The 11,661-nt window shown below is 39.1% G+C and carries 10 protein-coding genes; all 10 read left to right on the top strand.

Going from position 1 to position 11,661, the window contains the following annotated elements:
• The first annotated feature begins 146 nt into the window (after window positions 1-146).
• On the top strand, window positions 147-1,946 hold the full coding sequence (locus tag G415_RS0100955; RefSeq protein WP_022669707.1) for a thiamine pyrophosphate-dependent enzyme: 1,800 nt from the start codon (window positions 147-149) through the stop codon (window positions 1,944-1,946).
• Window positions 1,943-2,410 carry a 2-oxoacid:acceptor oxidoreductase family protein gene (locus G415_RS0100960; RefSeq protein WP_022669708.1) on the top strand — a complete coding sequence of 156 codons (468 nt, stop codon included), beginning with the start codon at window positions 1,943-1,945 and terminating at the stop codon, window positions 2,408-2,410. The genes G415_RS0100955 and G415_RS0100960 overlap by 4 nt, the downstream gene beginning before the upstream one ends.
• Complete coding sequence (locus tag G415_RS0100965) at window positions 2,400-3,674, top strand: phenylacetate--CoA ligase family protein (RefSeq protein ID WP_022669709.1); 1,275 nt, start codon at window positions 2,400-2,402, stop codon at window positions 3,672-3,674. The genes G415_RS0100960 and G415_RS0100965 overlap by 11 nt, the downstream gene beginning before the upstream one ends.
• Window positions 3,675-3,736: 62 nt before the next feature.
• Complete coding sequence (locus G415_RS0100970; RefSeq protein ID WP_022669710.1) at window positions 3,737-4,582, top strand: motility-associated protein; 846 nt, start codon at window positions 3,737-3,739, stop codon at window positions 4,580-4,582.
• A 1-nt stretch (window position 4,583) separates the two neighbouring features.
• Window positions 4,584-5,447 (top strand): OmpA family protein, encoded by an 864-nt coding sequence (locus tag G415_RS0100975; RefSeq protein WP_022669711.1) that lies wholly within the window; start codon window positions 4,584-4,586, stop codon window positions 5,445-5,447.
• Window positions 5,448-5,571: 124 nt separating this feature from the next.
• Window positions 5,572-7,599, top strand: a complete 2,028-nt coding sequence (gene acs / locus G415_RS0100980; RefSeq protein ID WP_022669712.1) for an acetate--CoA ligase — start codon at window positions 5,572-5,574, stop codon at window positions 7,597-7,599.
• Between the two features lie 90 nt (window positions 7,600-7,689).
• Complete coding sequence (gene acs / locus G415_RS0100985; protein ID WP_026939495.1) at window positions 7,690-9,660, top strand: acetate--CoA ligase; 1,971 nt, start codon at window positions 7,690-7,692, stop codon at window positions 9,658-9,660.
• Window positions 9,661-9,662: 2 nt separating this feature from the next.
• Window positions 9,663-9,977, top strand: coding sequence for an MTH1187 family thiamine-binding protein (locus G415_RS0100990; RefSeq protein WP_022669714.1), 315 nt, complete (start codon window positions 9,663-9,665; stop codon window positions 9,975-9,977).
• Complete coding sequence (locus G415_RS0100995; RefSeq protein ID WP_022669715.1) at window positions 9,974-11,194, top strand: DNA recombination protein RmuC; 1,221 nt, start codon at window positions 9,974-9,976, stop codon at window positions 11,192-11,194. The genes G415_RS0100990 and G415_RS0100995 overlap by 4 nt, the downstream gene beginning before the upstream one ends.
• Window positions 11,181-11,645 carry a metal-dependent transcriptional regulator gene (locus G415_RS09340; RefSeq protein ID WP_022669716.1) on the top strand — a complete coding sequence of 155 codons (465 nt, stop codon included), beginning with the start codon at window positions 11,181-11,183 and terminating at the stop codon, window positions 11,643-11,645. Before G415_RS0100995 ends, G415_RS09340 begins: the two co-directional genes overlap by 14 nt.
• The last annotated feature ends 16 nt before the right edge of the window (window positions 11,646-11,661 follow it).

Below are 11,661 nucleotides of genomic sequence, written 5' to 3' on the forward strand. Positions count from 1 at the left end.
AAGTTTTACATTTAATTGAGTTGTAAAACGCCTAAATTTTTTGCAAAGTTAATCGATGATGAAATATCTCTTTGCCATGTTTAACTTGAAAAACTCGTCTTTTTTTGGATAATCTTTTAGATTTATAGTTGTAGGGGTTTGTTAAGATGAAGCTTTTTCTTTCTGGAAACGAAGCTATAGCTTTTGGATTGATGGAAGCAGGCGTTAGGTTTTTGACTGCTTATCCAGGCACGCCTTCAAGTGAAGTGTTGCCTGCAGCTGCCGAAATTAAAAAGAGATTTAATCTCAATGCTTATATTGAGTGGTCGGTAAATGAGAAGGTTGCAATAGAAGAAGCAACGGCTGCAAGCTTCTGTAATGTTCCTTCAGCCTGTGTGATGAAGCAGGTTGGCTTGAATGTTGGTATGGATCCGTTTATGAATACTGCACTTGTTGGAACGGTAGGCGGTTTCGTTTTGGTTGTTGCTGATGACCCAGGGCCACACTCATCCCAAACAGAGCAGGATTCTCGTTTTATGGCTTTTTTTGCAAAAACTCCGGTGCTTGAACCTTCAACGCCGAAGGAAGCCTATAAGTTTTCTAAGGAAGCATTGTCTTTAAGCAAAAGGTATGAGATTCCTGTTATGTTAAGAACAACGACAAGGGTATCGCATTCTCGTGAAGATATAGAGATAGGCAATATTGAAGATAGTGGGTTGAGTGTTGAGTTTAAAAAGGATAGGGATAGATACGCTGCGACGCCGCATTTTAGGTTTATTTTACATAAAAGGTTGAATGAGAAGCTTGAGAAGATAAAAATCGAAAATGAGATAGAAGAGCATTTCAACGGTGATACATTGATTATTACTTCAGGTATCAGTTTTGCCTATATATGTGATATTGTTGAAGAGTTTGGGTTGGAAAATAAGGTTAAAGTTCTGCGCATAAAGATGCCGTTTCCTTTAGATGAGAGTAAGATTCAAAAGTATATAGATGAGTATGGTTCTGCAATTGTGATAGAAGAAGGTTATCCTTTAATTGAGATGCAGATTGTTGATAGGCGTGATGTTAAGGGCAGGAATGACGGAACTGTCCCTAAGGAAGGTGAGTTAACTGTTGATGTGATAAAGTCTATTTTTGCCAAGTCTGGTTTAATAGATTATAAGAAGGAAGAAGTTGTTAAACCACCATTTAAAAGGCCGTCTTTGTGTCCTGGTTGTGGGCATAGGAGCGCATTTTACATTATTAGAAAAACATTTGGCAATAGAGCCGTATATACAGGTGATATAGGTTGCTATACGCTTGGATTGAATTTAAATGCCGTTGATACTGTGCACTGCATGGGAGCAAGTGTCTCGTTTGCCTTTGGTTTTAATAAGGCATTTTCACTTGATAAAAATAGCAAACCCATTGTTGCGACAATAGGAGATTCAACATTCTTTCATAGTGGCATTACGCCCTTAATCGACGCTGTTCATAATCGTTCTCCGTTTATACTTGTTATACTCGATAATTCAACTGTTGCTATGACAGGCAATCAGACAACACCTGCAAATGAAACAGGAGCATCTGAACATAACAAAAAGCCTGTGAGTATTGAGAAGATAGTCGAAGCTATAGGTGTTGAGTTTTTAAGGATTAGAGATGCATACGACATAGAAGGTATGAAGGAAGATTTAGAAGCTGCAAAAGGGTATATTGAGAACAATGATTTGCCTGCCGTTTTAATATTTAGGCATCCGTGTGTGTATACGAAGGAAGGTTTAGAGTCTAACATCAGGTTTGAAGATGTGTATATTGAGCAGGATAAATGCACAGGTTGTAAGGTGTGTATAAAGGATTTTGAGTGTCCTTCTTTGGTTTATAACGAAGAGACAAATAAAGTTTTTATAGATGCAACAACATGTATAAAATGCGGTCAATGTGTTGTTAGCTGTCCATTTGATGCGATAAGGGTGAAGAGATGAAGTTGGTTATACTTGGTGTTGGTGGAATGGGTGCTATAACGCTATCAAAAATGATAGCTCAGATGTCTATGGATAGGGATTTATCCGTTAAATCGAGCGAGATTCACGGAATGGCAAAAAAGGGCGGTTTGGTTGAAGTGCAGATGAAGATAAACGAAGGCACAAGTGGTGTTGTTCTTCAACATGAAGCTGATATATCTATTGTTTTTAGAAGGGAGTTTAAAGAGTATGCATCTGCATTTCTTAAGCAAGATGGAAGATTGATTGTTTTTGAAGATAAGGTTATCAATGATTTTGTTAAAGAGTTCAAAGATATAAGATACATAAGTTCGTTTGCTTTGGGTGTTTTTGTTAAGCACCAAGATATTTTTACAAAAGAAGATGCTTATAAGGTTATAGGTGGTTTAAAGAATAGAGATTTAAACCTAAAAGCCTTTGAAAAGGGAGTTGAGTATGATTTTTAACAGAGAGATGGAGACATTGCCAAGAGAAGAGATTGAAAAGCTTCAGCTTGAAAGGTTAAAAGAGACGATAAAAAAAATCAAAAACTCAAGCTCTATTTTTAAAGAGAAGTATAGAGATATAGAGCCAGATGATATAAAGAGTTTAGATGATTTAAAGAAGATACCGTTGCTTGAGAAGGATGAGATAAGAAGAGCATATCCTTTTAGACATATAGCTGTTGAAGACGATGAAAAGTGGATGAGAATGCACATGAGTTCAGGAACAACAGGAACGCCTGTTATTAATGTTATGACTAAGCACGATATTCAACAGTGGGGCGAGATAATGGCTCGCTGTTATTATGCCGCAGGTGTAACTGCAAAGGATAGAATTCAGATTACTCCGTCATTTGGCTTATTTAACGGCGGCTTTGGATTTCATTACGGTGCGGAAAAAATAGGAGCGTTTATTATTCCAGTTGGTGCAGGAAGGAGTAGATTGCAGCTAAAATTTATGGAAGACTTGGGAACGACGGTAATGACAGGTATAGCTTCTTATCCGCTAAGGCTTATAGAGGTTGCTCACGAGATAGGTTTTGATTTTAAAAAGACAAATCTGCGGGTTGCCATTTTGGGTGCCGAAACCTGGTCTGATGAGATAAGGGCTCGCATAGAAGAAGAGATGGGTGTTGACACTTACGATATCATAGGAATGACAGAAACAGGTGGTGTTGGTCTTGGTATAGATTGTGAAGTAAAAAACGGCATTCATGTGTGGGAAGACCATTATATAGTTGAGATTATAGACCCAAGCACGGGCGAAGTTTTAGAAGATGGCAAAGAAGGTGAGATGGTTATAACGACACTGACGAGAGAAGGTATGGCGCTTTTGAGATATAGAACTCGAGATATAACCAGAATTATATCAAGGGATAGGTGCGACTGCGGAAGGACGCATCTAAGGGTTGACAGGCTAAAAGGCAGAACAGACGATATGCTTAAAGTTAAGGGCGTAAACTTCTATCCAAGTCAAATTGAGAACATATTGATGAGATACAAGCAGCTTTCACCATATTATCATATTGTTATAGAGAAGGTTAAGGGTAAAGGCCATATGACGATTGTTGCGGAGAGAAAAAACGGTTTTTCTGTTGATTTAAACAGATTGCATGCAGAACTTTATGATTTTTTGGGCTTTAAGGTTGATATACAGATAGTCCCAGAAGGAACGCTTGAGCGTCCACAGGGCAAAGCGATAAGGGTTATTGATAAAAGACAAAAATAGGCTAAAAAATTTTTCGTTTATGCCGATTATGATAAGTGGAGACTTTTGATTCAGGAGGCTAAATGAACGCAGCGGGAATTATATTTACTCTGCTGGCTGTTGTTGGTGCTTTCGTCTATGAAGGTGGCAATCCTATGGTTCTTATACAGATAGGTGAATACATAGTTCTTATTGGTGCGTTTTTTGGCATGCTTTTATCAACTGCTTCTCCTTCTGCTTTGAAGGGTGCATTTGGCGTAATTTTAGGTATTGCAAAGCCAGACCCTTATAACAAGAAAAACTATCTTGAGCTGCTTAAAATAATTTACGATTTATCAACGAAGGTTAGAAAAGATGGTATTTTGTCATTAGAAGCTGTTGTTGATGACCCGGAATCTTCACCTATTCTTCAAGATGCTGCTTTTTTCCTGAAGAATAAGGAAGCAAGAAACCTGCTTATAGATGCTTTAAGGAGTATTGTTACGGGTATAGAAGTTGAAAAGTTAGATGAGATGCTGGATACGAACATCGAATCCATAGAGAAAGAGATTTCTGCACCACCTAAGATGGTAGCAATTTTAGCTGAGTCGATGCCTGGTATGGGTATTGTTGCTGCAGTTATGGGTGTTATACTTACGATGGGTGCATTGGGTGGTTCTATTCTTGTAATTGGTGAACATATTGCTGCTGCTCTGACAGGAACATTCTTAGGACTTCTTTTGTGTTATGGAATATTTGGGCCTATGGCAAGGTATGCCGAATTTAAAAACGAAGATATGATAGCCTATCTTAAAGCGTTGAAAACTGGCATTATCTATATAGCAAAGGGTGATGCTCCGATTATTGCAATGGAAGCTGTTAGAGAGTCGATACCACCTTTGGCAAGGCCTGAGTTTGACGAAGCAGAACAGTTTGTAAAGGGTAAGTGATATGGCTGAAGAGAATCCCGAAGGTGGCATAGTCAAAAAGTGTAAGCAGAAGAAGTGCGAAGAAGGTGGTGGCAGCGCATGGGAAGTTGCATACGGCGACTTCATGACATCGATGATGGCTTTTTTCCTGGTTATGTGGCTTATTGCTGCCACTAATGTTAAGCAAAGAAAAATTCTCTCCACCTATTTTACTCAACCTGGCGCCACATCCTTAACTGAAGGTTCCTCCATGCTTCCTTCAAAGGGTGTTTTTGACATAGGCTCAAAGAGTTTAACCATATCGCAGCGTATCCCAGAGATGCCTTTACCTTCTGTTCAACAACCAAAGACGTTAAAAGGTAGAGGCCTTATACCCAAGGTTTTGAGAAAGAGCGGAGGAGGAGTAGGCCATCAGAAACAAACATTAAATTTGTATATGGTAATGAAGAAAATTCAACAGTCTATAGCAAGCAAAAAGGAGCTTCTCCAATATAGAAACCAGATAAAGATGGAAATTACGGAAGAAGGTTTGAGAATTGTGATTTTCGACAAAAACAAGAGACCAATGTTTTATCCAGGCTCTGCTCAGCTTGAGCCTTGGGCTAAAGAAGTTCTCGATATTGTTGCCAAACAACTTGCTTCAATCTCAAACAAGATAGTTATAGAAGGCCATACGGACGCCCATCCATATACAATAGGTAATGTATCTAATTGGGATTTGTCAACAATGAGAGCAAATGCTGCAAGAAGAGAGCTTCAGGCAAACGGCGTGAGTTCAGACAGGTTTGATAGTATTATTGGTTATGGTTCAACAAGGCCAGTTCCTGGGACAAATCCTGATGACCCTATCAATAGGCGCATCGTAATTCTCGTTAAAAAAATATAACCTATATATTAACAATTACTTAAACCATTAGTTAGCCAAAAGTTAAGCATCTATAACCTTGACTATATGTTTTCCCTATGATATAAAATTAAAAAGTTTAAACTTTTCCATAAAGGGGGAGAATATGGGTAAGCAGAAAGGGACTATTGAATCCAAATTGAAGGAGACAAGAATTTTTTACCCATCTATTGAATTTTCCCAAAGGGCCAATATTGATGCCGAAGAGTATGAAAGGCTCAAAAAATGGGTTGAAATGGATTGGGAGGGGTTTTGGAAATATTTTGCATTGAAAAAAATTACTTGGTTTAAAAGATTTGACGAAGTTTTAGATGATTCTAATCCGCCGTTTTACAAGTTTTTCACAGGGGGGAAGCTCAATGTATCTTACAACTGTCTTGATAGACATGTTAAAACATGGAGAAAGAATAAGGCTGCTATAATCTGGGAAAGTGAGAATGGCGACACTGAAGTTTTAACATATCAGCAACTTTATATAAAAGTAAACAAGTTTGCCAGTGTTTTAAGAACTCTTGGTGTTAAGAAGGGTGATAGGGTTTTGATATACATGCCTATGATACCTGAAGCCGCGGTTGCAATGCTTGCATCGGCTAGAATTGGTGCAATACACTCAGTTGTTTTTGGCGGGTTTTCTTCAGAAGCCCTAAGGGACAGAATAAACGATGCAAAACCAAAGGTTATAGTGACGGCAGACGGAAGTTTTAGGAATGGTAAAGCTATACCGCTAAAAAGTAAGGTTGATGAAGCTTTGAATGGTGTTGAACATAAAGTTGATTATGTAGTTGTTGTAAGGCATATAGAGAGAGATATTCACATGAAGCCCTTAAGGGATTTCTGGTGGCAGGATTTGATGAGCGACCCTGATTATGCTTCTATTTATTGCGAACCTGAGCATGTTGATAGCGAAGACCCGTTATTTATTCTTTACACATCAGGCTCAACGGGTAAACCAAAAGGTATAGTTCATTCGTCTGCCGGTTATCTGCTTTGGACAATGCTAACGATGAAATGGGTTTTTGATATAAAGGATGATGACACATTCTGGTGTACGGCTGATATAGGTTGGATAACAGGGCACTCATACGGTGTATATGGGCCTTTGGCTATAGGTGCAACAACAGTTATGTATGAAGGTGTGCCAACATATCCCACACCTGCCAAATGGTGGGAACTTGTTGAGAAGCACTCAATAAACATACTTTATACGGCACCAACAGCTATAAGGGCGTTGATGAGACTTGGTAATGAGTGGGTTTTGAAACACGATTTATCATCTTTAAGACTGCTTGGAACAGTCGGTGAACCTATAAACCCTGAAGCATGGATTTGGTATTATCAGACTGTTGGGAATGAAAGAGCCCCGATTGTCGATACATGGTGGCAGACAGAGACCGGTGGACATATGATAACCACTGTCCCGGGTGCTCAGGCTGCAAAGCCGGGTTCTGCTGGTATGCCATTGCCTGGTATATTTGCAGATGTTGTAGATATGGAGGGCAACCCTATAAATGACCCAAATCAGGGTGGTTTACTTGTTATAACAAAACCCTGGCCTTCTATGCTCAGGACGATTTGGGGGGACGATAAGAAGTTTATCGATGTCTATTGGGCAAAATTTAAAGACAAGGGATATTACTTTGCTGGAGATGGCGCAAGGAAAGACGAAGATGGATACTTCTGGATTATGGGAAGGGTTGACGATGTTCTTAATGTCTCCGGCCATAGGATTGGAACGATGGAAGTTGAAAGTGCGCTTGTTTCTCATAGAAATGTTGCAGAGGCTGCAGTTGTTGGAAGGCCAGATGATATTACAGGTGAAGCTATTGTTGCATTTGTTGTGCTCAAGGAAGGTGTTGACAAGACACATCACGATGAACTGGTTAGGGAGCTAAGGGAGCATGTTCAGAAGGAGATTGGACCTATCGCAAGACCGCAGGAAATTATCTTTACAGATGCGCTTCCAAAGACAAGGTCTGGCAAGATAATGAGAAGGCTACTTAAGGATATAGCTGCAGGTAAGAAGATTGAACAGGATATATCCACGCTTGAAGATGCTTCGGTTCTTGATAAACTCGCAGAGTTAAGGGATAAACTCGAAGAGGAGATGAATAAGAACGGGAATGACAAAAAGTAAATCTTAAGGGGGTTAATGCCCCCTATCTTTTTGGTTTTTTTCAGAAGGCTTTTCTTTAGAATCGTTTTAAACATAAAGTGGGGGTGTAAAATGACAAAAAACAAAATCAAAGTTCCAAGGGATTTTTTATCTAAAGCAAACCTAAAATACGATGAGTATGTGAAACTGTGCAAATGGGCAGAAGATGATTTTGAAGGTTTTTGGGACTATTTTGCAAAGAGAGAGATAAGCTGGTTTGAGCCATATAAAAAGGTGTTTGATGACTCAAATGCTCCGTTTTATAAGTTTTTCGTCGGTGGCAAGCTTAATATGTGTTATAACTGCGTTGATAGGCATGTAACAACACGAAAGAAAAACAGGGCTGCTATAATCTGGGAAAGCGAGCAGGGTGAATCAAGGATTTTGACTTACAGGGAATTGCAGTATCAGGTTAATAAGTTTGCCAATGTTCTAAAGACTTTGGGTGTGAAAAAGGGCGATGTTGTTGTTATCTATATGCCAATGATACCAGAACTTCCTATAGCTATGCTTGCATGTGCGAAGATTGGAGCTATACATTCAGTTGTATTTGCCGGAATGAGTGCTGTTGCGTTGAATGAGAGAATTAAAGATGCCAAAAGTTCTGTTATCGTTACAGCAGACGGCGGGTTTAGAGCAGGAAAGACAATTCCTTTGAAGGAGAATGTGGATAAAGCCGTTGAAAAGCTGAAGTTTGTTAAGTATGTGGTGGTTGTAAGACATGCAGATAGAGATATCTCGATGAAGACATTAAGGGATTTCTGGTGGCAGGATTTGATGAGCGACCCTGATTATGCGAAACCTTACTGCGAGCCAGAGCCAATGGATGCAGAAGACCCACTCTTTCTTATTTATACTTCTGGTTCGACTGCAAAACCAAAGGGAGTTGTTCATACAACTGCAGGTTATCTTTTGTGGAGAATTTTAACTGCCCGTTGGGTGTTTGATTTAAAAGAAGAAGATACTTTTTGGTCAACGGCAAATATAGGTTGGATTTCTGGACACTCTTACACATTGTATGGGCCACTTTCCATAGGCTCAACAACTTTTATTTACGAAGGTATGCCGCTTTATCCTACTCCTGCTCAGTGGTGGTATTTAGTTGAGAAATACAAGATAAATGTCATGTACACAGCACCAACGGCAATAAGAGCACTAATGAGAAGAGGGGAAGAGTGGCTTAAAAAATACGACTTGTCATCTTTGAGACTGCTTACAACAGGTGGAGAGAGACTAAACGAAGCCGCATGGCTCTGGTATTGGGAGCATGTGGGCGGTAAGAGATGCCCTGTTATAGATGCATACGGTCAAACAGAAACGGCAGGGCATATGATTTCGGCTTTACCTGTAGTTGACCAAAAGCCCGGTAGTGTCGGTATTGCCGTTCCTGGTATATTTCCTGATATAGTTGACGATGACGGTAATATAATAACAGAGCCAGACAAAACAGGTCATCTTGTGCTTAAGAAACCGTGGCCTTCAATGGTTAGAACACTGTGGAATGATGATGAAGGGTATAAAGAGCTCTATTGGGGCAAGTTTAACGGCAAGTATTACTATACTGGAGACCTTGCTTATAAGGATGAAGATGGCTATTTCTGGATGGAAGGCAGGGCTGATGATGTTGTTAATGTCTCTGCTCACAGAATTGGGTGTGCTGAGATTGAGAGTGCTCTAACAAGTTGCAAGTATGTTGCCGAAGCTGCTATAGTTGGAAGGCCGAATGAGATAACAGGGGAAGAAGTGTTTGCCTTTGTTGTGCTTAAAGAAGGTGTGGATAAGACAAGGCACGACGAGATAGTAAGAAGATTGAGAGAGTATGTTGAGGAGATGGTATCGCCAATTGCAAAACCGTCGGAAGTTGTGTTTGTTGATGCTCTGCCAAAGACAAGGTCTGGCAAGGTTGTAAGAAGGATTTTAAAAGCTATAGCGTCTGGCAAACCTATAGAACAAGACTTATCGACACTTGAAGATATAAGCGTAATTGATAGAATTAAAAAGGCTGTGGAAGATAGAAGTATGGAGTTCAAAAAGGAGGGCTAAAAATGTCCGTTCTTGTTGAGTTTGCCATGTTTCCAACAGATAAAGGAGAGAGTGTTAGCTCTTATGTGTCAAGGATTATAGATGTTATAGATAAAAGTGGGTTTGAGTATAAACTTACGCCTATGGGAACGGTATTTGAAACAGAAACAATGGAAGATGCTTTGGATTTGATAAAGAAGGCTTATGATGTTTTAGAACCCGACTGCAATCGAATATACTCAACAATTAAGTTTGATATACGAAAAAACAGGTCAAATAGAATGAAGCAGAAGATAGCGTCTATTGAATCAAAGCTGAACAAAGAAGTTAAAAAGTGATATACGCGTTAGCTATTCTGATTGCTGTTGTTATAGTTGGATTTGTTGGGCTTTTTGTGTGGCAAAGGAAGTATTTTGCTCAGATTCAAGATAAGCTTACAAACACGCTTATTGAAGTGTCTAAGGAGAATCAGAAGCAAATAGAACATGCAAAGGAGTCAAGTGTTGAGCTTTTGAAGGCCACAGAGCAGCTTAAGGGAACACTTAAGGATGAGTTGTATGAGAGATTTAAGGATATAGGTGAGAAGTTTGATAATATATCGATAAAGATAAGTAGCGCCTTATTTGAGCAGGCTAAGAAGAATACAGATGAGCTTGATAAGTTTATGCAGCTTGTTGAAGAGAAACTTGTGATGATTAGCGATAAGGTTGATGAGAGACTGAAGGTTGGTTTTGAAAATGTTGATAAAACATTCAAGGATATTATTGAAGGCATAGCAAGGATATCAGAAGCTCAAAGGAAAATAGAAGAGTTAAGCTCAGAAGTTGTATCTCTTCAGAAGATTTTGGACGATAAAAAAAGGCGTGGTGGATTTGGTGAAGTAAGGCTTGAGTTGATTTTGGAGAGTGTGTTTGGCGAGTCAAGAGAGCTTTACGATATTCAGGTAAAGCTTAAGAAGAACGGAAAAGAATACATAGCAGATGCTATAATTAAAGCACCTCAAGTTGGTTTGATAGCGATTGATTCAAAGTTTCCACTTGAAAATTACCAAAGGATGATAAATGCAGAAGGCAACGAGTATCGTGAGTTTAAAAGGGCTTTTGAAAACGATTTGAAGAAGCATATAGATGACATAGCGGATAAATACATAATCAAAGGAACAACAGCAGATATGGCTGTTATGTTCTTGCCGGCTGAAGCAATATTTGCAACTGTAAACGCACACCATTCTGATATAGTTGCGTATGCTTATTCAAGAAGAGTTTGGATAGCATCACCCACCACGCTTATGGCTCTTCTTACAACCATCTCTGCAGCGGTAAGGGATATGAAGATTCATCAACAGGCTAAAAATATTCAAAATGAGTTGATGAAATTATCCGAAGAATTTGATAGATATAGAAAGAGATGGGAGAAGCTTTTGAAAGATGTTGATAGGTTGCATAAGGATGCAGCTGATATAGACACGACGACACAGAAGATTGTAAAAGCGTTTGAGAGAATAGAGAAGGTTGAGTTTGAAGAAGTAAAGAGCATAAAAGATGGCACAGATTAAGTTAACACCTTCAACGGAAGATTATATAAAGGCGATTTATAGAATATCTCAAAATTCAAAGGTTGTTAGAATAAAGGATGTATCAAAGAATCTCAATGTGAAGATGCCGTCTGTTGTAAATGCAGTAAAAACGCTCGAAGAGAAAGGGCTCGTTATACACGAGAGCTATGGGTATATAGAGCTTACACCTGAAGGAGAAAAAATAGGCAGAGAGTTGAGTTATCGTTATGATACGCTTGTGGATTTTTTGGTGAATGTGCTTCAGGTTGATGTTAGGGTTGCAGAAGAAGATGCCTGTGCTATTGAGCATTATCTTCATCCAGAGACAACGGACAGGATAGTGAAGTTTCTAAGCTTTTTAAGGTTGACACCAGATGGTGAGCCTGGTTGGCTTAGAAAGTTTAAGTTATTTCTAAAGACAGGTAAGAAGGATTGCGATAAATTGAAATAACAGTAATTATTTGGCT

This window comes from Hippea alviniae EP5-r, from assembly GCF_000420385.1.
Lineage (GTDB): Bacteria > Campylobacterota_A > Desulfurellia > Desulfurellales > Hippeaceae > Hippea > Hippea alviniae.

Excerpts from the sequence above, each read along its gene's own strand:
- G415_RS0100955 (WP_022669707.1), top strand. The coding sequence starts at position 147 with ATGAAGCTTTTTCTTTCTGGAAACGAAGCTATAGCTTTTGGATTGATG.
- G415_RS0100960 (WP_022669708.1), top strand. The coding sequence starts at position 1,943 with ATGAAGTTGGTTATACTTGGTGTTGGTGGAATGGGTGCTATAACGCTA.
- G415_RS0100965 (WP_022669709.1), top strand. The coding sequence starts at position 2,400 with ATGATTTTTAACAGAGAGATGGAGACATTGCCAAGAGAAGAGATTGAA.
- G415_RS0100970 (WP_022669710.1), top strand. The coding sequence starts at position 3,737 with ATGAACGCAGCGGGAATTATATTTACTCTGCTGGCTGTTGTTGGTGCT.
- G415_RS0100975 (WP_022669711.1), top strand. The coding sequence starts at position 4,584 with ATGGCTGAAGAGAATCCCGAAGGTGGCATAGTCAAAAAGTGTAAGCAG.
- acs (WP_022669712.1), top strand. The coding sequence starts at position 5,572 with ATGGGTAAGCAGAAAGGGACTATTGAATCCAAATTGAAGGAGACAAGA.
- acs (WP_026939495.1), top strand. The coding sequence starts at position 7,690 with ATGACAAAAAACAAAATCAAAGTTCCAAGGGATTTTTTATCTAAAGCA.
- G415_RS0100990 (WP_022669714.1), top strand. The coding sequence starts at position 9,663 with ATGTCCGTTCTTGTTGAGTTTGCCATGTTTCCAACAGATAAAGGAGAG.
- G415_RS09340 (WP_022669716.1), top strand. The coding sequence starts at position 11,181 with ATGGCACAGATTAAGTTAACACCTTCAACGGAAGATTATATAAAGGCG.